The sequence below is a fragment of the Hanstruepera neustonica genome (genome assembly GCF_002895005.1).
In the GTDB taxonomy this organism is placed as follows: Bacteria; Bacteroidota; Bacteroidia; order Flavobacteriales; family Flavobacteriaceae; genus Hanstruepera; species Hanstruepera neustonica.
Genome location: NZ_POWF01000004.1, coordinates 62,851 through 85,197 on the forward strand (window position 1 = coordinate 62,851; position 22,347 = coordinate 85,197).

Genomic DNA, 22,347 nt, shown 5'->3' on the forward strand with positions numbered 1-22,347 from the left:
ATACTATGATCAAAAACTGTATTATCGGTGCCTTACTTATGTTATTTTTTGTGAGCTGCCAGACAGAATATTCAAAATTCAAAAAAAAACCAAAATACATCACAAAACCGAATATCGAGCATCAAGCTTATTTTGAAGCTTATGATAAAACGCTCGCGATATGGGATGTACCATTTGAAGAGTTGTACATAACAACAAGTTTTGGCACGGCCCATATAGTAGTTAGTGGACCTGATGATGGTTTTCCTGTGGTGTTGTTACATGGTATGAATGCAAGCTCAACCATGTGGTATCCCAATATGAAGGCATTAGCAGATTCCTATCGAGTTTTTGCAATTGATTTTATTCTAGAGCCAGGTAAATCATTCATTACGAAAGAAATGGAATCTACTGATGATATTGCCTTGTGGTATCATGAAGTTATATCCAAATTGCAATTGGAGAAATATCATATAATTGGTGCTTCACGTGGAGGTTGGCTTGCCGTTAATACAGCATTGCACAATCAAGAAGGAATAAAGAGCATGGTATTATTAAGTCCTGCTCAAACGTTTATTTGGGTTAGACCCAGTACAAATCTATTAAAGAACATAGTTTATGCGTTTTCTTCGAAAGAGAAGCAGATGGAAGAAACCTTGGAGACCATGTCTCGTTACCCTCATAATATCAATAAAACATATTTGGATCAGTATAAAATAGCTGTCGAAAAGGATTCTATTAATAAGTTTACTATTGACATGATGCCTTATACAGCTAACGAATTAAAAAGTTTAAAGATGCCAGTTTATGTATTAATTGGCGATGACGATATGATAAATAATGACAAGACAGTTAGAATGGCAAAAGACATTTTGCCATACGGTAGAGGAGAGACCATCAGTAATGCTGGTCATTTTCTCTCTGTAGACCAAGCAAACATAGTTAACGAAAAAGTTCTTCAGTTTTTAAATGAAATCGATGAATTAGATAACTGATTACTTTTTCTTCTTTATTGCCTTATAATTTAAAAACTCTACAAAGAGGGAGAATGCGATTGCAAAGTACAAGTATCCTTTTGGAATAGCACCAACTGTTTTCCCAAAAAATGATGTGTGCGATAAATGCGCTGCTTCAGTAATTAGCATAAATCCAATGAGAATCAAGAAAGCTAATCCCAAAATTTGAATACTAGGATGGGTGTCAATAAACTTTCGTATCGGGTTTGCAAATCCAATCATCACTGCAATTGAAATAATAACGGCAATAATCATTAACACCAAATTGTAATTGTGATTTTCATGAAGGCCATTGGTCATACCAACAGCTGTTAATATGGAATCAATTGAAAAAATAAAGTCAATGATCAGTATTTGAGTGATGGCTTGGGAAAGCGACTTGATTTTAGCCCCTTTAATCTTGTCTTCATCATGTTCAGGAGTTTCAACCTTCTCACGAATTTCTGAAGTACTTTTATAGATCAGAAATAACCCACCGGCAAATAATATTATGGCCTGCCAACTAATGCCAATATGAAGCCAAGATGTATCAATGGTGTAAAAAGGCTCTTTAAGACCAATAAGAAAAGACACAAAAAACAATAATATAATTCTTTGAAGCATGGCTAATAAGAGACCAATATTAGTGGCTTTTGAGCGCTGATTTTCTGGAAGCTTGTTCGCAGCAATAGAAATAAAAACAATATTGTCAATGCCAAGAATAATTTCTAAAAACGTCAGGGTCAATAGCGCCATAATGGCATCACTGGTCAATAAAAAATCGAGCATATTACTTTATTTTGAAAGCGGTACCTTTTTGTTTATGAGTGTCACCAACATAAGAATATTCGAATGTGTAGCTGGAGTCTGTTGTTGTCAATATTTTCAAATGAATGTCTTTTTTCTCAATACGATTTTTGGGATTAATGGTTTTGAAGATTACCTCACAATCATTTACCCATCTCACTTCAGACGAATCTATAACATGATTATATTTTTCAATTTGCAGCTCTTCTGTTCTGGTGAAGGTTGAAGAGTATATAGAATCATTAATGGAAATTTCGCTTCTAAAAGTACCCAATTTATAATCATTACAGTTTCTTTCAGTTTCGTAACAGCTAAAAAGGAGCATCGAAATTCCAAACAATAATAAACACCTCATAAAATGAATTTTGTACAAAATTACAAACAATTCATCCAACTCATGACATTGAGCATATTAATTTGATATCAATTAAAAAATCATTGATTGTGGAAGTTTTTAAAAGTGCCATCTTTAAAAAAAATGACAATACGCTCTATATCCTTGTCATTAGGGATTTGCGTTTCGAAGGCGTCGCGAGTTTTGGTTTCAGATGTGTTAGATTGATTTTCGAAACTAGCCGTTTGGTTTGGAAAAATTCCTTTGCCGTTTAACAGCCAATATAATTCCACTTCAGGGTAGGCCGAAAGCACCTTTAAAACAAAATCAAGACTGGGCTTATTTCTACCAGAAAGTATATGCGAGATACTCGATCGTTGAACGCCGATTTTTTCGGCAAAAGAAGATGCCGATTCTCCATAAAAATCTATTATTTTTTCAAGTCTTTCAGTGAATTCTTTGCTGTTTATCATTGTAAACTAATATTATAGAATAGGGCTGTTACAAATGTAAAAATTTATTCGATTAATATATGTTAAATACCTAATAATTAATTTAAATAGCTAATATTTTAGTTTAAATAATATGATATAAAATATTGATATTCAACATAATTTAATTGCAAATACAAAAACCACTTGAAATATTAAATAAAATGAAGCTGCTGCAAAAAGAATTGTATACAATTATAAATCAAAGCCCATCATTTGTTGTTCACAAATGTAAATATCTAAATGTTTAACTTTGTAAAACGCAAATAGAAATCATGTTACTGAAAACATTAAAAGAGTCTTTTATTTTACATCAGGAGAAAAGCTTATCGCATAGATATATTTGCTCTGATCATATCAATCCGTTAATTAATAAATTATCCAAAAAATTTACAATTGGTATTATTGGTGAATCCGTAAATGGTGAAGATATTTTTAGTATTCAATACGGATTTGGTAAGAATAAGATTCTTTTTTGGTCTCAAATGCATGGCAATGAGTCGACAACAACCAAAGCATTGTTTGATTTGTTAAATACTTTGCAAGCTGATAATGAAATTTCCAAATCCATTGAATCTACATGTCAAATAACAATTATTCCTATTCTAAATCCTGACGGAGCTCGCTCATATACCAGAGTCAATGCAAACGCTGTTGATTTAAATAGGGATGCGCAGGATTTATCACAACCAGAATCTATCACTTTAAGGCGTTTGTATGATTCATTCAAGCCTGATTATTGCTTTAATTTACACGGACAAAGAACAATATTTGGGGTTGGTAAGACCAATAAACCAGCCACAGTGTCTTTTTTGTCACCTGCTGTAGATGAGAATCGAACCGTGACTTCAAATCGCTTGCGAGCTATGGAACTGATTACGGTATTGAACGACAATCTTCAGGTACAAATTCCAGGTCAAGTCGGTATTTACGATGATTCATTCAACGCAAACTGTGTTGGTGATACTTTTCAGAGTTTAGGCACGCCAACGATTCTTTTTGAAGCAGGTCACTATGCCGATGATTATGCTCGAGATAAGACCAGAGAGTTTATTTATCAGTCTCTTTTACTGTCGCTTGATTTTATTGGTAGGCAGCAAACTGTAGATAATGGTGAAGAAAAATACTTCGCCATTCCTGAAAACGAAAAAAGCTTTTTTGATATCATTATCAGAAATGTTAAGTCAGTTGATGATACTGTTCAAGATATAGGAATCCAATTTCAGGAAACTTTAATCGATAAAACGATAAATTTTATACCAAAAATTGAAAATTTAGGAAATTTGAGTAATTTCTATGCTCACCGTGAAGTTAATGCCAATAGTGGTGTGGTTTTGACACATAAAGGTGAACCGATTTATAAAGGTTTCGAAAACGATTTCGTATTGATAAATAATGAATTATTTTCATTAAAATTAAAAAAATCTTAAAATTTGATATAGAATATTCAGTGATAATGTATTATTTTTGATTTTTATTTAAAATAATAGCAAAAATGGGCAAATTCAAGTTAGACGATATAGATCATCAAATTTTAGATATGTTAATCGATAACACGCGTGTTCCATTCACCGACATTGCCAAAAAATTGGTAATATCCGCTGGTACGGTTCACGTGCGTGTCAAGAAAATGGAGGAAGCTGGCATCATTAAGGGATCTTCCTTGACCTTGGATTATAAGAAGCTAGGATATTCCTTTATAGCCTATGTTGGTGTATTTCTTCAAAAAACTTCCCAAACCAAGTTTGTTCTTGAGCGTATAAATGAAATACCGTTTGTAACTGTTGCTCATATTACGACCGGTAAGTTTAACGTATTTTGTAAAATTAGAGCACGAAATACGGAACACGCCAAAGAGGTTATCTTTATGATAGATGATATTGAAGGTGTTTACAGAACCGAAACCATGATTTCTCTAGAAGAGAGCATTAACGATAAAAAACGATTAATGCACTCTATTTTCAACAACATGTAATCTTAAAATGACAGTTTCGGAATTATCGTTTCAAGAATACCATCCATATTACAAAAATTACATTGACCAAGTTGGAGATGTCAATTTGATTGAAGGGTTGGAGAGTAGTTTTATAAGAACCTTATCGTTTATTAAAGAAATTCCAAACGACAAGTTGACCTATCAATATGCTGAAGGAAAATGGACAATCAAAGAAATAGTTCAGCACCTAATTGATTCGGAATTAATATTTAACTACCGCGCGTTACGATTTGCAAGAAACGATCAAGTTAGTCTTCCAGGATTTGATGAAAATGCCTATGTACCTGCTAGTTTGGCCAACAATAGAGGTCTAGATCAATTACTAAACCATTATGCTTCTGTGCGGCAATCAACAGTAGCTTTATTCAGTAGTTTTGACAAAGACATGCTTTTAAGAATTGGACAGGCGAGCGAATCGAATATGTCAGTAAGGGCTTTAGGATTTGTGATTATTGGGCATGAAATCCATCATTGCAAAATAATCAAGGAACGTTATTTAGATTTGTAAAGACGTATTTATTCTTCTTCGTCCTCAATACGCATGTCTTCATCTACTATAACATGCCCTAAATCGTTTATCTCCAAATCGTCTCCAATCTCAAAATTGGTCATGGTATAATGCAACTTACTGCTCACTTTAACTAAATAAATGCAGTCATGGGTCTTAACTTCAACGGCTTCAATGGTTTCGTTCTTATGATTGTCAAACGTGATGATATCATCATCATCATAACCGTCAGGGAATTTTTCTGTCAGTAGGTTTAAAATTTCTGGGGTAAGTTTTTTATAATCAACGATAACCCTTTTCATTTCAATAATAATTGGCGATTAATAAATTTCAACAATCTGTTTTATAGCATTGTATTAAAGTTACAAATATTTTTTTAATGTTAGCTTAAGTAATAATCAAAGGCTTCCAATATCAAATCATTGTCTACCTGGCAGTTTACCTTGGTTATGCCAATGTCTTCCAATAATACAAAGTTTATCTGCCCATGTTCATTTTTCTTATCAAATTTCAGTAGGTGGATTATAGGATCAAAATCAGTATTATTAAAAGAAACCTTACCGAATATATCGAGTATTACTTTTTTGATAGCATCACATTTATTTTTGTCGAAACCAAGTAATCTATGAGAAATATAAGTGGCCAAAACCATTCCTATAGCAACCGCTTCACCGTGTAATAAGCTGTTTTTGTTAGAGTTTTCCAAAAAATAGGCTTCAATAGCGTGCCCTAAAGTATGTCCATAGTTTAATGTTTTTCTTAAGTTGTTTTCATGAGGATCTTTTTCTACAATATCTTTTTTAATGATTACCGACTCACGAATTAAGTTGTCCATAACATGTGAATCTTGAGATAAAACATTATCTAGCCTGTCCCAGTAGTCTTGGCTTTGTATCAATCCGTGTTTAAGCATTTCGGCTAGACCAGAACGCATTTGATTGTGGGGTAGAGTGGAAAGAAATTGAGTGTCTATTAAAACCATCTCTCCGGCATTGATAACACCAATTTGGTTTTTTAAGTGACCCAAATCGACACCTGTTTTACCGCCAACAGAAGCGTCAACCATAGCTAATAGAGATGTCGGTACGTTTATGTAATCAATCCCTCTTTTAAATGTAGATGCAATAAAGCCGCCAATATCTGTTATAACACCACCACCTAGATTTATCATTAGACTTTTTCTGTCAGCCTCAAGATCGGATAAGGCATGCCATACACCCATGCACGTATCAATGTTCTTATGGATTTCCCCAGATTCAATTTCAATAATTTCGATTTCAACAGTAGTGATTACTTCAGATAGAAATTTTGGAAGGCAAAAATTATGGGTGTTTTCGTCAACTAAAACAAAAATTTTTGAGTAATTTTTATTGTCTAAATGCGCATTTAGCTTTTTATAACATTCTGAATTAAAGTGTATATAGTAATTATTGATTTTAATAGAATCCATGGAAATTTATTGCAGTTTTTCAAGTGAAAAATATGGAGTTTTTTTATAAAAAAGTAGTTGAATGATAATTATCTTTGCATTATTTTCAATTTCATGGAAAACCACAAATTATTTGATAATACAGAAGTAGCTTTTCAGTTGAAGAGTGATACAGAGCTTGAGCGTGCTCATTTTTTATTTAAGATGATATCAATTGAGCCTTTGGTAAAAATAGGGACAGCCGTTACTAATTTTGCTATCAAAGCTCATTTGCCAGTCGAGGGCTTAATTAGGTCCACTGTATTTGATCATTTTTGTGGAGGCGTTAGTGAAGACGATTGTTTGGATATTATTGAGCGCATGTATGACAAAGGTGTGAGTTCTGTTTTGGATTTTTCAGTTGAAGGTAAAGAAACTGAAGACCATTTTGATGCTGCCATGGAAAAAACCCTAAAAATTATCCGATTTGCCGCCGAAAAGGATTCTATGCCTATTGCTGTTTTTAAACCAACAGGATTTGGTAGGTTTTATTTATATCAAAAGAAAGGAGAGGGAAAATCATTTACTTCACAAGAACAAACTGAATGGGATCGTGTTGTGGCACGCTATGATGCGGTTTGCAAACTAGCTAAGGAAAAAGATGTAGAAGTTTTGATTGATGCCGAAGAAAGCTGGATGCAAGATGCTGCAGATGATTTGGTAACTGATATGATGCGTAAGTACAACACCGATGTAACCATAGTTTACAATACCTTGCAAATGTATAGACATGATAGAATGGAGTTTTTAAGAAAACAACATGAAATGGCTATAAAAGAAGGGTTTACTTTGGGATATAAAATTGTCAGGGGTGCTTATATGGAAAAGGAAAATGACCGTGCATTGGACAAAGGTTATCCATCACCAATTTGTGAAAGCAAGCAAGCAACTGATATTAATTTTAATGAAGCTGCCAAATATATTTTAGATAATCTGTCTGAAATTTCACTTTTCGTGGGAACCCATAATGAGGAAAGTAGCTATATGGTAATGGATATCATGAAAGAGAAAGGTGTTGCAAACAATGATAACCGCGTTTGGTTTGGTCAATTATTTGGCATGAGTGACAACATTAGTTTTAATTTGGCAAATTTAGGTTATAATGTTGCCAAATATGTTCCTTTTGGACCAGTTAAAGATGTTATGCCTTATTTAATTAGACGCGCTGAAGAAAATACATCCGTAGCAGGGCAAACCGGAAGAGAGCTTATGCTAATAAAAAGAGAGAAGGAGAGACGTAAATTAAAATAACTTTATTTAGAAAACTTCCACCATTTTTTCTTGTTAGGATTCTTACCATATCCATAACCGTACCCAGTTCCTTTTTTATGGTTGACATTGTTTAGTAATACAGCCATATTCGGTAATCGTTTTTCTTTGTACATAGTTTCAGCTAATTTTAGCTGTCTGGTTTCTAAATAATTAGCTCTTATGACGTAAATAAATAAATCAGCATGACTACTAATCAACATAGTATCAGTGACCAATCCAACAGCTGCGGTATCTACAATGATGTAGTCATATTTTTTCTCAACTAACTTAAAGAGTTTTTGCATCCGATCACTCATCAATAATTCAGCTGGATTAGGAGGAATCACTCCAGATGGGATGACATCAAAATAATCATTACCATCTAGGTTGACAATGATATCCTTTAAAGTTAATTTTGGGTCACTAATATAATTTGTTAAACCAATTTCATTCTTGACGTTGAGATAATCTGTAGCCTTGGGAACACGAATATCCGTTTCTATCAATAGCGTTTTCTTTTCAGAGAAGGATAAAGATAAAGCCAAGTTTATCGATGTATGCGATTTTCCTTCTTTGCTCGTAGTAGAAGTTACAAATATTGTTTTTGCTCGGCCTTCAATACTTTTGAGCATAAAGTCAATATTCGTCCTGACCATTCTAAAAGCCTCTGCTTTTGGAGAATAATCTACTTTGGAAACCAATTGTTTTTTCTTACTTGAACGTGGAATATCCCCAATAAATGGCACATCAATGGCCTTTTTGACATCATTAATATTATGCACTTTAGTATCTAGTAAATTCAATAAATAAATTATTGCTATCGGGAAACTAAATCCTAATATTAATGCTGCTAACAAAATAATTGTTTTTTTAGGAGCCACTGGTGCTGAAGAAGCATAAGCTTTGTCAACAATTTTGGCATTGGGTGATGAAACACCGTGTGTAATGGCTGATTCTTCGCGTTTTTCTAAAAGATATAAATACAGTGACTCTTTAATATCCTGCTGCCTCTTGATGTCTCTAAACTGTCTTTCTTTAATTGGAGCAGAATATATTCTTGAACTTATTCTCGCATTTTCCTCAATTAAACTGTTGTAAGTTATTTCATTGGAAGATTTAACACTATTCAAACTTTGTGTTAAATTGTTTTTAAGTTGATTAATTTGGTTGGTCAGGTTAATCACCGTGGGATTTTTTTCACTAGAGTTTTTAAGTATCCTGTTACGCTCTAATACCAAATCGTTATGTCTTTGGGTAACTTGTGCTATACTATTATCGTTAATACCAATATTAGTTGGTAATAAATCACTAGGTGCATTTTTTTCAGCCAAATGATCACGCATGTAATCTACAAGTTGTATCTGATTGGCAGCTGCGACAAGCTTGGCTTCGTTTTCACGTTCATTTTGTAAAACAAGGGTCGATTGGGTTTGAAGGTCTGTCAATTTGTTGGCCTGTTGCAGGTCTTCTGCTGTTAAATCTACCTGACCTAACTCTTTCGAAACAATTTCCAATCGATTATTAATAAATTCAGATGTAGTCTCAACAACTAAATTTTTATCATTAACAACATCTTCATTGTACTTTTCAATTAGTTTGTCTAAAAACAGTCGCGCTTTCTCTTTAACATTGTCGCGAATGGTTAGCTTAATAATACTTGACAGCTCATTACTTTCAATTTGTAATTTTGCTTTATAGTTACTTGTTATGCCATTAATTGGTGATATTTTTATCTTAATGTTGGAGCCTATTTTAGTCGCATATTGTCCAATGTTTGGTGTAATGATAATATCTCCGAAACTTGTTGGTACACCTTGTCCAAAATCATATAAATCACCACCAATGTCTTTAGAACCCTTAATTTCTTTGAGAAGCTTATTTTCTTCTACCAAGCCTTGTATGTAGAAATCTTTTGAGGAGTTAATTCTAATATTTAGTGTTGTATCAATTTTCTGTAAAATAGAATCAGTAGCACTAAAGTTAATGTTAAGAGGTGGATTTTTATAAACTTCATGGTCTTGGATTCGTCCTTCAACAAAATATTGAATGTTGAATTTTAAATCCTTAATAACACTTTCAATTAAGTTACGAGATTTAATGATTTCAATTTCATCTAATACATTATTCTGGTCTTGACTGAAAAGGCCATAGTTTTGTAAAGATGATATTTCTGGAAGTTTATTTTTGGATTTATCATCCTTTATTTTAATGGTTGCGTTGGCTTCATATTCATAATCAGCGTATCTTAAATAAAGAAAAGCGCAGACGATTGCCGCAAAAACACATAAAACAACAAATTTCCATCTGTGTAAATAAGGTTGTATTAAATCTCTGAAATCTTCCCTTTGTTTCATAAAAGATAGCTTAATTCGCTAAAAATATAGCAGCAATGGTTGCCAAAGTAGCCACTGCAGAAATGATAATACCGTTGTTTTCATTATAGGAAGCAGAGCGGACTTTAGCTTTATTTGGTTCAATATACAAAACATCGTTTTGCTGAAGATAATAGGATGGTGAATTTAATGCACTAACAGATGTCAAGTCAATTTTGGTATATTGCTTTTTTCCATCATTTTCGCGAATTAAAAATACGTTTTCACGTTTTCCGTGAATAGTCAAATCGCCTGCCAAACCAAGGGCCTCAGTTAAGGAAATACGCTCATCTTCAATAGTGAATGTTCCAGGATTGTTAACTTCTCCCAATACAGTAACTGTAAAATTAATTAGTCTGATGTTGACTATGGGGTCTTTAACATATTCAGAAATTCTGTTTTTTAAGTACATCGTAGCCTGTTCTCTTGTTAATCCTCCAAGTGTTAAGGTGCCTAAAACAGGATATTCAATATTTCCATTGTTGTCAACTAAATAGGTAGGCATTTTTAAATCACCATTTGCTGCAACAGAAGATGTGCTGTAAGAAATGGCAGGTAAATTAAAAGGTGCTACGGCATCTTTATCGCCACCAATACTGATAAAAAGTAAGTCGTTTGGTTTATAGATTATTGCCGATTGCAAGTTCACTTGATTACTTTTTGATAGGGCTTCGTCCTGAAAATAAACAATTTCTTTACTGGTAGCACATGAAAAAGAAATGACAGCCACTAATATTACTAGAGCAATCCTTATCTGTTTAATTAAGTAATTTCTTAAAGTCATCATACTTTAGTGTGGTTTAGTTTAATACGTCGTAAGTAGAGTTATTAGGGTTATATTCTTTTACAATTTCCTTTATTTTTGATACAATTTCGATATTTTGAGAATTAGAACCAAGTAAACAAAGATCTTTTATTAATTTTTCAACATTATCTATATCAATGGTTTTACACTTTGCAATCATAATTTTCTCATTATAGGTTGGTTTCGTGTTTTCTCCATCAATTAGGAGTTCTTCATAAATTTTTTCGCCTGGTCGCAGACCTATGATTTTAATGTCTATATCATCAGGATAGTTAAGTCCAGAAAGTGTTATCATATTAACCGCCAAATCAAATATTTTTACAGGCTTACCCATGTCAAAAACAAAAATCTCATGTCCCAGACCCATAGCAGCGGCTTCTAAAACCAATAAACTGGCTTCTGGTATGGTCATAAAATAGCGAATAATATCTTTGTGTGTTACTGTAACGGGACCGCCAGACTCGATTTGTTTCTTAAAGAGTGGAATCACAGAACCATTTGAACCCAAGACATTTCCAAAACGTGTCGTTATAAATTTGGTTTTACAGTTTTCAAGGTTTTTTTGACAACAGATAATCATTTCGGCTATTCGTTTTGTTGCTCCCATTACATTGGTTGGGTTTACCGCTTTGTCTGTAGAAACAAGTATAAATTTATCTACACCATGTTTTACCGATAGATTTACCACATTAAGCGTACCTCGAACGTTAACACTAACGGCTTCAAAGGGATTTTGTTCCATTAATGGCACATGCTTGTAAGCCGCGGCATGAAAAATGATTTCAGGTTTATAGCTATTGAACAAATTGTCTAATCTTACCATATTCCTGATATCGGCTACAATAGCGTGTACATTATTAATTTGGTTCCGTTCTAATTCTTGTTGCAAATCGTATAGAGCAGATTCTGCATTATCCAGTAAGATGATTTTTTTAAATTTAAAATTGGTTAATTTTCTGACCAATTCACTACCAATAGATCCTGCTGCTCCTGTAACGAGAATGGTCTTTCCGGAATATTCATCAATTAAAAGTGGATTGTCAATATTTATAGGTTCTCTACCAAGTAAATCCTCTATTTTGATTTCCTTGATTTGCCCAATACTCAAATCGCCATCAATCCAGTTTTGGACAGCTGGTACAATCTTTACTTTTAGATTAAGTGCAAAAAGGGAACTGGTAATTTGAAGTAACCTGTTTGAACTGATATTTTGAATGGAAATAATAACTTCATCAATTTCGTGTTTGCTTATAAACTCTTTAGTGATTTTCTTTGGGTGATAAACATTTAACAGATTGATTTTTTTTCCAACTTTTCTGTCATTATCATCAATAAAACCAAAAACTTCAATGTTGCTTTTGGCATCATTAATTATGGCATTATAAGTAATCATTCCAGAATCACCAGCTCCATAAATAAGCACTTTGCTTAACACGTCATAATCAGTAACCAAACTGCGATATACGGATTTGATAAAGAATTTAGCCCCTATTAAAAAGAAGATGTTGAGTAGTAGGTGAATGTAAATTATAGATCCAGGAATATCGAAAACATTATGAAACTCATATTTACGACTCATAAAAGTTGAAATAATGAGCATGGTAGCTAAAATGTTCACTCCAATTATAATATTTACAACATCCTTAAAGCCTGTAAATCTGACAACCCCTTTATGAGAACTTACAATTAAAAAACTGATAATGGCACCTAAAACAACAAAAGGAATCTGTTTTATAAACATGGCAAAATCAAAATCAATCCGGAAATTATATCGGATTAAATAAGCCAAAAAGAAAGTGAAAGCCACAATGCATGAATCAAATAACAGCACAAGCCATTTTGATGCATAGCGATTGGAAAGCTTTCTTAATATGTTATAAACTTTATCCAAAATAGCTTTTGATTAGTTCAGTAATCCTTGTCAAATCATGTGTCGTTAAACTAGATCCACTCGGTAAACATAGCCCACGCTTATATAAATCATCGGCAGTTCCGTTGATATAGGCTGGCAACCCTTTAAAAAGTTCTTGTTGATGCATGGGTTTCCATGACGGCCTTGCTTCAATATTGTTTTTAGCTAATAGATTTAAAATGTCATCTCGCATTGTTTCTGTCTTCAGTAAAACACAAGTTAGCCATCTATTGGAAAAACAGCCCTCTGATTCTTGCAAAAAAGAAATGTTGTCATTTTTGTTTAATGAATTATAATAAAAATCATAATTCCTTCTTCTTAATGCTATATGTTCATTTAACACGGTCATTTGACCACGACCAATGCCAGCTAAAATATTAGACATGCGGTAATTGTATCCAGTCTCTGAATGGGAATAGGACACCCCTTCATTTTTTGCCTGTGTAGCTAAAAAAAGGGCTCTTTTTTTTGTTTTTTCATCTTTGGTAATCAAAGCACCACCACCTGATGTTGTAATTATTTTATTGCCATTAAAAGATAATACAGAAATATCACCAAAAGTGCCAGATGGTCTATCGTAGTATCTGCTACCAAGCGCTTCAGCACTATCTTCAATAACAGGTATCTGATATTTGACTGATATTTGTTGTATTCTATTCACATTATAAGGCATGCCATATAAATTAATTACTATTATTGCCTTTGGCTTTCTGCCAATGGTTATTCTGTCTTCAATAGCTTTTTCAAGTAAATCTGGACACATATTCCAGGTGTTTGGTTCACTATCTATAAAAATTGGGTTGGCACCAACATAAGTGACTGGGTTGACAGACGCTACAAACGTTTTAGTTTGACATAATACATCATCACCTTTACTAATATTCAAAAGGATCAAAGCCAAATGAATGGCTGCTGTTCCAGATGTCAATGCAACCACATGCGCATCATGTTCTAAATAGTTTTCAAGGTCTTCTTCAAAACCATTTATGTTTGAGCCCATTGGTGCAATCCAATTGGATTTAAAAGCCTCATTTATGAACTCTTGTTCATTCCCACTCATGTGTGGAGCGGATAACCAAATTCTTGAATTCAAATTTTCAGCATTTTTAACCATAGTAAATATCATTGTTTCCGTAGGATTCATCAAATAAATACGATAAATAACTAATTTCTACGATTTTTGATTTTTTTTAATTTTGATGAATACTTTGAACCTTTTTTTGAGGCATTTAATCGTATTCAACTAGTTGTATTTTTAATTAGATAAAAATAGTTAATTAATTGAAGTCATCATTTTTATATTACTATATAGTTTAAATCTTTCATACTTCCTTTAGTGGGATAATAATTTGCCTTTTGAACATACTTTTTTTAATTACATCTAAAAAAACATAATCTGTTCCATATTGTTATTTTTTAGTACTAATTTTAATTGTTGAAATAGTAACCCAAAAATGACAAAAAACCCATTTATTACTGAAACTTTCATTAAAACATGGTGTAACCATTTTTACGATTCTAAATTACCAAACGGTTTTCAGTTTATTAAAGATATCGTTTTTGTAAAGCATGCTTTTTTCCCTTATTATGTAAACATTGGAAAGAACTTGACCAATGGTATTACCTGTAACTTACAGGATGATGTTTATGACGATTTTAAGGGAAAGACTTTTTTGATACGAGATTTGCCAACATATCAAAACTTTGATAAGCCAAAAGGAAAGCGATTAAAGCTAAAAAAAGTTTCTCAATATCAAGGATATATAACCCAAGTAAAAAAGTATGATTCTTTAGATCATTATCTAAAAACGATCTATAAATCTAATTCCCGTTCTAAACTACGTAGAAATGTGAGTAGGCTAGAGGCATGTTTTAAAGTTGATTATACCATGTATCATGGCCATATTTCAGAAACAGAATTTGAAAATGTTTTTGATACTTTTTATAAACTTTTGGAAAAACGTTATAGCGATAAAGGGGAACCTTGTGGTGAATTAGACCCATTAATCTGGAATTATTATTGTGACTTGGCCTATAAAATGATTAATGAAAAAACAGCATCGTTGTTCGTGATTTATTGTGATGACCTGCCTATTGGTGTTACATTTAGCTATCATTTTGGGAACATTTTAATTGAAGCTTTGACCGTTTTTGATATAGATTATTATCGCTTTAATATTGGTCATACCACCATTTTAAAAATGCTGGAATGGAGTTTTGAAAATGGCATTGAAATATTTGATTATACTCAAGGTGATTTTGATTATAAAAAGCGTTGGAGCGACGAAACTTATGACACTTATTATTATATCTTATACGATTCTAAATCTTTAAAAAGTATCTTAACTGCTGGCTTTCTTCAAAATTATTTTTATCTGAAGCGATTCTTACGGGATAAAAAATTCAATGAAAAATACCATCATATAAAGCATAAATTATTCCCAAGGTATGCAGCAAATCATATGTCATCAGAGTCATTTTCTGTTGAGGTAATGACTGATAGTATTCCAGATTTTGAAACTTTGGAGCCTATAGACTTTTATTCGGATTACTACAATTCAGAGAGAAGAGCCTTATATGATTTTTTATATATGAATCCAGAACGAGCGAGTTTTTTGAAAATATATGAAAAGGATGGTATATATTATGTGAGCGGAAAAAAACAAGCATTTAAAATTTATAAAAATGATTGATAATCCGTTTACAAGCTCAACCTATCAAAAGATTTGGATTAATCATTTTATGATTAACAAAAGCATAAGATCAGTTGGACTTATAGACAGTTTGAATTTCTACAAAACTTCTTGGATGCCACTTTATGTAAATTGTGGTAGAAATATGACAAATGGAATAACTTACCGTTTTTTTAATAATGGAAGCTTGATAAAGAACAGTGCTGTTTTAATTTTTGATGTTCCTAGCTTTCATTTAGTTGAGTTACAAAACCAGAGTTACCGTTTAAAAAAAATAGCTCAATATTCAGGTCACTTATTGAATCTTAAAAATTATGACTCGATCAATGCATTTTTGAAAAATCATTTTAATGCCAAAAGTAGAGGAAAGTTTAGAGGGTATTTTAATAAGCTAGAGAAGGATCATGAAGTTGAATATGAGGTTTTGGGTGCTGATGTTTTGTATGATACCTATATGGAAATCATGCAAGAGTTTAAAGTTTTGCTGGAAACCCGTTTTGATGATTTAGGCGTTGAGAATGATATTTTAACCAAATGGGCATTCTATATGGATTTAGTTTATCCAATGCTTCAAGAAAAAAAGGCCATTTTGAATGTTATCCGTGTTGATGGTAAGGTGGGTGCCATATCGCTGGCATTTTTATCTAAAGACTCTGTTATTGGTGCTATAAAGGCTTTTGACATTACCTTTGGTAAATATAGTCTGGGAGTTTTGGAACTGATAAAATTATTAGAATGGAGTATTGACAACGGTTATGATATTTTTGATTTTTCTAAAGGAGATCAAGATTATAAAAAGCGTTTTGCTACTGATAGTTATATCTTTGATTGCCACATTATCTATGATTCTAAAAACTTCAAAAGCCTAATGATTGCTAATGGAGTGAGCACTTTTTATAAGTTTAAGCAATACTTACGCAAAAAGAATTTCAACAAACGGTATTGGAAATTGAAACATAGATTACGATTCCGTTAACCAGTTTTTATAATTTCAGCAAGTTCTCCCATGGTTTCATTACTAAAGTTATACTGTTGGTTTAAACTCTTATAATGTTTAAAAAGTTGTTCCAGATTTTTGAAATTAGCTTCCGTATTATCACCAAAATTGTGAGGATGCCACCAAATGTGATATACCTCATTATTTTTGGCAGCATGTGTCATGCCTTTTTTTATTCTAGAAATTCTCATAGGCTCCAAAAAGGCTAATACTTTGGAATAAGGTCTAAAGAATTTGCTGGAAGATATACTTACTATACCTGAATAATTTTTGACATTGGACAGACTATAAGTATTGTATCCTGAAAGATTAATATAAGTATCCAAAAGCCTAAATGCCTTGTGAGCAGGACTTTCGAGCTTCTTCGTGTTTTGAGTGTCAAACATCCAATGTTTTTCAGTGCCTCTAAAATTTGTGATACCATATTTTTTACAAATTTCTAAACAAGATTCGTTTATTTGATTTCTCGGGAAAACAATACTTTTTAGCGTTACTTGATTTTTCTTGGCGATTGCAAGGGCAGCTTTAAGATCTTCTTCAAATTGTTCAGTAGTTTGACCAGCTTCATTAACATAGTAATGACTGAAAGTATGACAGGCTATTTCATGGTTCCCATTCTCTTGAATTAATTTAATTAATGAATTGGCATAGTGGTATGGGTCAGCACTTTCATCGATTCCTATACTCTCAATTAGCCTATAAGGATCAAAATTTTGATTATCGTATGTTGGTTTAATATCTGGAATCGACTCTAAAAGTTCTTGTTTATTTTTTGCAAATAGAAAACCAATGGTGGCAAAGCTTAATTTAATGTTATACTTGTCGGCAAGTTCAAGAAGCCTTGGAATAACCACCCTAACATTTTCAATGTTTCTTTTGTAATCTTTTAATTTTTTTACATCAAAAACACCCCAAAATAATTCGAAGTCCAAAGAAACAATAAAATAACCATTGGTTGGGTTCATTAGTTAATGATGGTTAAAAGCGTTTTAAAAATAATTTTAATGTCGGTTAAAAGACTATTTTGCTCAATATATTTTTTGTTTAAGGCTATTTTATCTGGTAAAATATGTTCAATATAAAATTTTTCAGGGTTTTCAGATTCTCTTAACAGCTCAACTTCGTTCCTAAAATGAATGGAAGCATAATCTGTAATTCCTGGTTTAACAGAAAGGATTTTTAAATCACTTTCCGAATAAAAATTAACATAATGCCTTACTTCGGGTCTAGGCCCAACAAAGCTCATATTACCAAGTAATACATTAATTAATTGCGGGAGTTCGTCTAATTTATACTTTCGTAAAAAATATCCAACTTTGGTAACTCTAGGGTCTCTATTACCAACAGTTAGTAGACCTTTTTTGTCAGAACCAATAAACATGGTTCTAAATTTAAAAATCTTAAAATCCCGATTATTTTTTCCAACGCGACTTTGCCTGAAGAAAATAGGACCTTGAGATTCTAATTTTATTAAAAATGCTATTATTAAAAGTAAAGGTAAGAATAAAATTAATCCCAAGGAAGAAAAAACAATATCAAAACTCCGCTTTATCATAAATGCATTTCTACAGCTTGTTCCACTGATTTTACTATGTATTCCAATTCTTTTCTAGTAAGTTGCGGGTAAATAGGTAATGATATTTCCGCTTTGTAATTGTCATAGGCAATTGGATAATCTGAAATTTGATATCCCATATTTTTAAATAAACTCAATAACGGAAGAGGTTGAAAGTGTACGTTTACTGCAACCCCTTTTTCTGAAATACTATTAATGATATTATCTCGGGTTTCTTCTGAAATGCCCTTAATTCGCAAAGCATAAAGATGACAGGATGATGTTTTCAATTCAGATTTAAAAGGAGGGAGGATCGCCCAACTTTTGGTTTTGAAAAAATCCTGATAAAATCGATAAATGTTTTCTCTTTCCTTTAAAATGCTTGAAAAGTATGTCGGTAATTGTGCCACACCAATAGCCGCAAGAACATCGGGCATATTGATTTTGAGTCCAGGATAAATAATATCATAACGCCAACCACCAGCTTTAGATTTAGTAAAAGCATCTTTTGTTTGCCCGTTTAAAGCATAACAGCGTAAATAACTGTATTCATCTTGGTTATCAAAGGGTTTCGGAAGATTTAAACAGACTACACCACCTTCGGCCGTTGTCACATTTTTTACAGCATGAAACGAAAAAACGGTAATATCAGAACACAATCCCAAATAATCTGTTCCATATTTGGCGCCAATGGCGTGAGCAGAATCGGATATCAATATAATTCTGTTTAACTGTTTTTGTTTCTCATTGACTGGTTTAAATAAATGCTTTTTGCTTTCAATAATTGTATTAATTTCCTCATAGTCACAAGGCCATCCAGCAAAATCAACAGGTATAATAGCTTTTGTTTTAGGCGAAATTGCCTTATTGATTTTTTCGGAAGAAATATTGAAATCATCATTTATGTCGACCATAACCGGAGTAGCTCCCACATGAATGACAGCCAAAGCTGTAGCAGCATAGGTATAGGCTGGTATAATAACTTCGTCTCCTTCGCCAATACCATACCATTTTAATGCCAGCATTAATCCTGACGTAGCAGAATTTACACAAAGAGCATTAGGAACACCTATGTAAGCGCACACCAAGTCTTCCAATTTTTTAACTTTTGGTCCTGTTGTTATCCATCCGGAATTCAAGGCATCGGTAACTTCTTCAATAACTGAAGAATCGATATATGGTGGTGAGAAAGGAATCTTCATTTTGATCAATTATTAATAGCGTCTTCAAAGATAGTTATATATTGTTTGGATACATTTTCAAGACTGAACTGTTCAACCCTTTTTAAGGCGTTTTCAACTAATTTATTACTCAAGTCTTTATTCGTAGCAATAGTAATCATGGCTTGCGACAGACCTTCAGAATCTTTGGGTTCTATTAAAATGGCTTCTTGATTGTGTCTTACAAAATCGCGCACACCCGTGACATTAGTTGATATAATTGGTAACCCAATGGCAGCTGCCTCCAATAAAACTCTTGAAAAACCTTCTCTGAACGTTGGCAATACAAATGCATCAGATTTTAAAAGTAGCTCCAATACATCTTGACGCTCACCCAAAACTGTAACCACGTCTTTATATTCATCTAATATGTCTTTGTTTAAACGTTTTGTGTTTTCCTCAATTGGACCAACCAAAAGGACTTTGAAATGATATCCAAGGGTTTTACATTTTTCAGAAGCCTCAAGCAAATTGATAATGCCTTTTTCATAGACAACTCTGGCCACACAAATAAATTTAAAAGGGTTGTTTTTTCTTAACGCTCGATCATTAAAATCCTTTAATTCTATGCCGCTACTATATATTAATTTGTAATTAGGTTTTGAAATCAATCCATTATTAAGGTAAACGTCTCTATCATCTAAATTTTGAAAAATGGTTGTGTAAACTCTTGCTTTAACTTTTTTGTGTAAATACTTGTAAATGAATCTTAAACCTGTGCTCAAAACTGATTTCGACATAAAAATAGTCCCCAAACCTGTAATGGTTCTTGTAATAGGTGTGTTGGTGTTTTTTAAGGCCAACGGCACTAAAAACGCTGGTTTTGTGTCAAATGTATGGATGAGATCAAAATGATTTCGATTAAAAAAATCTCTGTACCAAACAATAGTTTTATAATCATTAATAGGCGAGAGGTTTCTTTTTAAATTGTAGTTTACATAAGTTACATTATCAGGAAACGATTGTTTGCTGGTTCCAATAATGGTTACATCAAAACCGGCATCAATAAGATACTGTGATAATTGAATTCTTTTGTGGACGTCCTCGCCACCTACTAAACATATTTTCCTGCTCATAACATCATAGTTTAGAATAAATGTTTAGATACCATTTTTGAAAGGTATAAAAAGTCCAAATTTGATAACTACTATCTCTCTTTCCAGATATATGGTCATTAACCAGATTCTTAATGTAATTTTTATTAAAGATGTTTTGCTTATCAAGTATATTATCCTCAACATAACTTTTTAATTCATCTTTTAGGCCTTGTCGGAGCCAATCACCAACAGGTACAACAAATCCTTTTTTTGATTTGTTAAGGAAGTCATCAGGAAACTCATGCTTAAAAGCTTCTTTTAAGATATGTTTTTTCTCCCATTTATTGATGAGGAAGTTTTCTGGGAGACCATTTGAAAATTCCCAAAGTGATTTGTTGAGAAAAGGCGATCGGCATTCCAATGAATTCAGCATACTAGTTCGATCAACCTTGACAAGCATATCGCCTTCCAAACTCATTCTTCTATCAACTTCCCGGAAATCATGAATGTTTTTAGGGTTGGCTATTTCTTTAGAATATTGAGAAAACAAATTGGTGGAAGAATAATCGCTTGATAACAACATCGCTGTATTTTGAAAGCCCAATGAAATGATGTTCCAATAGTTGTTTCCTGAATAATCAACTGCATCGACAAATTTTTTCAATTTGAAACGTTTTCCGCGATTATCATCTTTGGTGCTCAAGAGTTTTTTGAGAACTGGCTTGAACGAATGATGTAAAAATTTCGGTACATACTGGGTGTATTGTGTATTTAATTTACCCATGTAATATTTGTTATAACCTCCAAACACTTCATCACCACCATCACCAGTTAAGGCTACTTTCACATATTGCCGTGTTAGTTTGGACACTAAATAGGTGGGAAGAGCGGAGGAATCTGCAAACGGCTCGTCAAAATTTAATAATACTGAATCGATATCCGATATGATATCAGATTCTTTTAACACAAATTCATGATGGTTGCTATTAATAAGTTTAGCGACAAGTCGCGACTTATCAGTTTCATCAAAAGAGGCTTTCTCAAAACCTATTGAAAACGTATCAATTTTTGAATCAATTAATTTTGAAAGCCCTAAACTTATAATGGATGAATCAACACCACCAGATAAAAATGTACCCAAAGGAACATCACTCACAGATCTGCTTTCAATGCTCTTCATGAGTAAGTCATGCAGCTTTAATTTTGCTTCATTAAATGATAAATCAGAATGATTGTTTACAAGGTGATTGATTTTATTTATTTGATAGGATTTGTTAGTAACATCATATTCTATAAAATGATTTGCTTCAAGTTTAAAAATATCTTGATAAATACTAAATGGAGCGGGTATGTAAGTGAGTTTGAAATAAAGATTCAACCCCTGTTTTGATAAATTGGGTTTAGTAGGTAAGACAGAAACAATAGACTTTAATTCGGAAGCCCATAAAAAATTGTTACCAGTTTGCGTGTAGTAGAGGGGTTTTTCTCCAAAAAAATCACGAGCAATATAAACCTTGTTCAGCTTTGTATCGTGAATACTGAAAGCATACATACCATCGAGCATTTTAAAACTTGATGTTCCATATTTCTCATAAAGCCTCAAAATGACTTCAGTATCACTTTTTGTTGTGAAATGAACACCTTCCGATTCTAATTTGCTTCGAAGCGTTTTGTAATTATAAATTTCCCCATTAAATACTATGGTAATGCTGTTGTCATCATTGGAAATAGGTTGTTTTCCAGTGCTTAGATCGATAATGGATAATCTTCTCATGGCCATATATACATTATTGTCATGATAAAAACCATCATCGTCAGGTCCACGATGATAAATTAATGAGTTCATCTTATGAATCAACTTGGCCAAATCTTGACTGGATGCCTGGGTATTTCCTATTATGCCATTAATGCCACACATATCTTCAAA

At 32.7% G+C, this 22,347-nt stretch carries 21 protein-coding genes; 7 read left to right on the top strand and 14 right to left on the bottom strand.

What is annotated here, in order from left to right; all coding sequences use genetic code 11:
• Positions 1-5: 5 nt before the first annotated feature.
• Complete coding sequence (locus C1T31_RS08410; protein WP_103052048.1) at positions 6-974, top strand: alpha/beta fold hydrolase; 969 nt, start codon at positions 6-8, stop codon at positions 972-974.
• Here C1T31_RS08410 and C1T31_RS08415 read toward each other — a convergent pair whose 3' ends face one another.
• The 3 genes from C1T31_RS08415 to C1T31_RS08425 all read right to left on the bottom strand — a co-directional run bounded on the left by C1T31_RS08415 (position 975) and on the right by C1T31_RS08425 (position 2,588).
• On the bottom strand, positions 975-1,763 hold the full coding sequence (locus tag C1T31_RS08415; protein ID WP_103052049.1) for a TerC family protein: 789 nt from the start codon (positions 1,761-1,763) through the stop codon (positions 975-977).
• A gap of 1 nt (position 1,764) precedes the next feature.
• On the bottom strand, positions 1,765-2,136 hold the full coding sequence (locus C1T31_RS08420) for a DNA topoisomerase IV (protein ID WP_103052050.1): 372 nt from the start codon (positions 2,134-2,136) through the stop codon (positions 1,765-1,767).
• Positions 2,137-2,216: 80 nt separating this feature from the next.
• Positions 2,217-2,588: a helix-turn-helix domain-containing protein gene (locus C1T31_RS08425; RefSeq protein ID WP_103052051.1), complete on the bottom strand. Its 372-nt coding sequence runs from the start codon at positions 2,586-2,588 to the stop codon at positions 2,217-2,219.
• A gap of 293 nt (positions 2,589-2,881) precedes the next feature.
• Here C1T31_RS08425 and C1T31_RS08430 point away from each other — a divergent pair, with 293 nt between their 5' ends.
• From C1T31_RS08430 to C1T31_RS08440, 3 genes are all read left to right on the top strand, one after another.
• Complete coding sequence (locus C1T31_RS08430) at positions 2,882-4,036, top strand: M14 family metallopeptidase (RefSeq protein ID WP_103052052.1); 1,155 nt, start codon at positions 2,882-2,884, stop codon at positions 4,034-4,036.
• Positions 4,037-4,101: 65 nt separating this feature from the next.
• Entirely contained in the window at positions 4,102-4,581 is a 480-nt protein-coding gene (locus tag C1T31_RS08435) for an Lrp/AsnC family transcriptional regulator (RefSeq protein WP_103052053.1), read from the top strand.
• Between the two features lie 7 nt (positions 4,582-4,588).
• Positions 4,589-5,110, top strand: a complete 522-nt coding sequence (locus C1T31_RS08440) for a DinB family protein (RefSeq protein ID WP_103052054.1) — start codon at positions 4,589-4,591, stop codon at positions 5,108-5,110.
• Positions 5,111-5,118: 8 nt separating this feature from the next.
• Here C1T31_RS08440 and C1T31_RS08445 read toward each other — a convergent pair whose 3' ends face one another.
• Positions 5,119-5,412 (bottom strand): hypothetical protein, encoded by a 294-nt coding sequence (locus tag C1T31_RS08445; RefSeq protein ID WP_103052055.1) that lies wholly within the window; start codon positions 5,410-5,412, stop codon positions 5,119-5,121.
• Between the two features lie 80 nt (positions 5,413-5,492).
• On the bottom strand, positions 5,493-6,560 hold the full coding sequence (gene aroB / locus C1T31_RS08450) for a 3-dehydroquinate synthase (RefSeq protein ID WP_103052056.1): 1,068 nt from the start codon (positions 6,558-6,560) through the stop codon (positions 5,493-5,495).
• Positions 6,561-6,653: 93 nt separating this feature from the next.
• Here aroB and C1T31_RS08455 point away from each other — a divergent pair, with 93 nt between their 5' ends.
• Positions 6,654-7,829 carry a proline dehydrogenase family protein gene (locus C1T31_RS08455; protein WP_103052057.1) on the top strand — a complete coding sequence of 392 codons (1,176 nt, stop codon included), beginning with the start codon at positions 6,654-6,656 and terminating at the stop codon, positions 7,827-7,829.
• 2 nt (positions 7,830-7,831) lie between these two features.
• Here C1T31_RS08455 and C1T31_RS08460 read toward each other — a convergent pair whose 3' ends face one another.
• Genes C1T31_RS08460 through C1T31_RS08475 form a run of 4 tightly spaced genes read right to left on the bottom strand, consistent with a single transcriptional unit; the run spans position 7,832 to position 14,011 of the window.
• Positions 7,832-10,183, bottom strand: a complete 2,352-nt coding sequence (locus tag C1T31_RS08460; protein WP_103052058.1) for a GumC family protein — start codon at positions 10,181-10,183, stop codon at positions 7,832-7,834.
• A gap of 10 nt (positions 10,184-10,193) precedes the next feature.
• Positions 10,194-10,988 (bottom strand): polysaccharide biosynthesis/export family protein, encoded by a 795-nt coding sequence (locus tag C1T31_RS08465; protein WP_103052059.1) that lies wholly within the window; start codon positions 10,986-10,988, stop codon positions 10,194-10,196.
• Positions 10,989-11,001: 13 nt separating this feature from the next.
• A complete protein-coding gene (locus C1T31_RS08470; protein ID WP_207764270.1) occupies positions 11,002-12,897 on the bottom strand; it encodes a polysaccharide biosynthesis protein in 1,896 nt (631 codons plus the stop codon).
• The gene (locus C1T31_RS08475) at positions 12,890-14,011 is read right to left on the bottom strand and encodes a DegT/DnrJ/EryC1/StrS family aminotransferase (protein WP_123912646.1); all 1,122 of its coding nucleotides are present in this window, start codon (positions 14,009-14,011) and stop codon (positions 12,890-12,892) included. Before C1T31_RS08475 ends, C1T31_RS08470 begins: the two co-directional genes overlap by 8 nt.
• Before the next feature lie 361 nt (positions 14,012-14,372).
• Between C1T31_RS08475 and C1T31_RS08480 the strand changes: the two genes are divergently transcribed.
• Together C1T31_RS08480 and C1T31_RS08485 are read left to right on the top strand one after the other, a co-directional pair.
• Complete coding sequence (locus C1T31_RS08480) at positions 14,373-15,611, top strand: GNAT family N-acetyltransferase (protein WP_103052060.1); 1,239 nt, start codon at positions 14,373-14,375, stop codon at positions 15,609-15,611.
• Complete coding sequence (locus tag C1T31_RS08485; RefSeq protein ID WP_103052061.1) at positions 15,604-16,587, top strand: GNAT family N-acetyltransferase; 984 nt, start codon at positions 15,604-15,606, stop codon at positions 16,585-16,587. The genes C1T31_RS08480 and C1T31_RS08485 overlap by 8 nt, the downstream gene beginning before the upstream one ends.
• On the opposite strand, the gene C1T31_RS08490 is transcribed toward C1T31_RS08485, so the two are convergent.
• Genes C1T31_RS08490 through asnB form a run of 5 tightly spaced genes read right to left on the bottom strand, consistent with a single transcriptional unit; the run spans position 16,584 to position 22,338 of the window.
• Positions 16,584-17,573 carry a polysaccharide deacetylase family protein gene (locus C1T31_RS08490; protein WP_103052062.1) on the bottom strand — a complete coding sequence of 330 codons (990 nt, stop codon included), beginning with the start codon at positions 17,571-17,573 and terminating at the stop codon, positions 16,584-16,586. The two genes, C1T31_RS08485 and C1T31_RS08490, sit on opposite strands and share 4 nt — an antisense overlap.
• Positions 17,573-18,163 (bottom strand): sugar transferase, encoded by a 591-nt coding sequence (locus C1T31_RS08495; RefSeq protein WP_103052063.1) that lies wholly within the window; start codon positions 18,161-18,163, stop codon positions 17,573-17,575. The genes C1T31_RS08490 and C1T31_RS08495 overlap by 1 nt, the downstream gene beginning before the upstream one ends.
• Positions 18,160-19,365, bottom strand: a complete 1,206-nt coding sequence (locus C1T31_RS08500) for a DegT/DnrJ/EryC1/StrS family aminotransferase (protein ID WP_103052064.1) — start codon at positions 19,363-19,365, stop codon at positions 18,160-18,162. Before C1T31_RS08500 ends, C1T31_RS08495 begins: the two co-directional genes overlap by 4 nt.
• A 5-nt stretch (positions 19,366-19,370) precedes the next feature.
• Complete coding sequence (locus C1T31_RS08505) at positions 19,371-20,459, bottom strand: glycosyltransferase (RefSeq protein WP_103052065.1); 1,089 nt, start codon at positions 20,457-20,459, stop codon at positions 19,371-19,373.
• 4 nt (positions 20,460-20,463) lie between these two features.
• Complete coding sequence (gene asnB, locus C1T31_RS08510) at positions 20,464-22,338, bottom strand: asparagine synthase (glutamine-hydrolyzing) (RefSeq protein ID WP_103052066.1); 1,875 nt, start codon at positions 22,336-22,338, stop codon at positions 20,464-20,466.
• Positions 22,339-22,347: the final 9 nt, after the last annotated feature.

Bases quoted from the DNA above. Each gene is read 5' to 3' on its own strand.
- C1T31_RS08410 (WP_103052048.1), top strand. From the start codon at position 6: ATGATCAAAAACTGTATTATCGGTGCCTTACTTATGTTATTTTTTGTG.
- C1T31_RS08415 (WP_103052049.1), bottom strand. From the start codon at position 1,763: ATGCTCGATTTTTTATTGACCAGTGATGCCATTATGGCGCTATTGACC.
- C1T31_RS08420 (WP_103052050.1), bottom strand. From the start codon at position 2,136: ATGAGGTGTTTATTATTGTTTGGAATTTCGATGCTCCTTTTTAGCTGT.
- C1T31_RS08425 (WP_103052051.1), bottom strand. From the start codon at position 2,588: ATGATAAACAGCAAAGAATTCACTGAAAGACTTGAAAAAATAATAGAT.
- C1T31_RS08430 (WP_103052052.1), top strand. From the start codon at position 2,882: ATGTTACTGAAAACATTAAAAGAGTCTTTTATTTTACATCAGGAGAAA.
- C1T31_RS08435 (WP_103052053.1), top strand. From the start codon at position 4,102: ATGGGCAAATTCAAGTTAGACGATATAGATCATCAAATTTTAGATATG.
- C1T31_RS08440 (WP_103052054.1), top strand. From the start codon at position 4,589: ATGACAGTTTCGGAATTATCGTTTCAAGAATACCATCCATATTACAAA.
- C1T31_RS08445 (WP_103052055.1), bottom strand. From the start codon at position 5,412: ATGAAAAGGGTTATCGTTGATTATAAAAAACTTACCCCAGAAATTTTA.
- aroB (WP_103052056.1), bottom strand. From the start codon at position 6,560: ATGGATTCTATTAAAATCAATAATTACTATATACACTTTAATTCAGAA.
- C1T31_RS08455 (WP_103052057.1), top strand. From the start codon at position 6,654: ATGGAAAACCACAAATTATTTGATAATACAGAAGTAGCTTTTCAGTTG.
- C1T31_RS08460 (WP_103052058.1), bottom strand. From the start codon at position 10,183: ATGAAACAAAGGGAAGATTTCAGAGATTTAATACAACCTTATTTACAC.
- C1T31_RS08465 (WP_103052059.1), bottom strand. From the start codon at position 10,988: ATGATGACTTTAAGAAATTACTTAATTAAACAGATAAGGATTGCTCTA.
- C1T31_RS08480 (WP_103052060.1), top strand. From the start codon at position 14,373: ATGACAAAAAACCCATTTATTACTGAAACTTTCATTAAAACATGGTGT.
- C1T31_RS08485 (WP_103052061.1), top strand. From the start codon at position 15,604: ATGATTGATAATCCGTTTACAAGCTCAACCTATCAAAAGATTTGGATT.
- C1T31_RS08490 (WP_103052062.1), bottom strand. From the start codon at position 17,573: ATGAACCCAACCAATGGTTATTTTATTGTTTCTTTGGACTTCGAATTA.
- C1T31_RS08495 (WP_103052063.1), bottom strand. From the start codon at position 18,163: ATGATAAAGCGGAGTTTTGATATTGTTTTTTCTTCCTTGGGATTAATT.
- C1T31_RS08500 (WP_103052064.1), bottom strand. From the start codon at position 19,365: ATGAAGATTCCTTTCTCACCACCATATATCGATTCTTCAGTTATTGAA.
- C1T31_RS08505 (WP_103052065.1), bottom strand. From the start codon at position 20,459: ATGAGCAGGAAAATATGTTTAGTAGGTGGCGAGGACGTCCACAAAAGA.
- asnB (WP_103052066.1), bottom strand. From the start codon at position 22,338: ATGTGTGGCATTAATGGCATAATAGGAAATACCCAGGCATCCAGTCAA.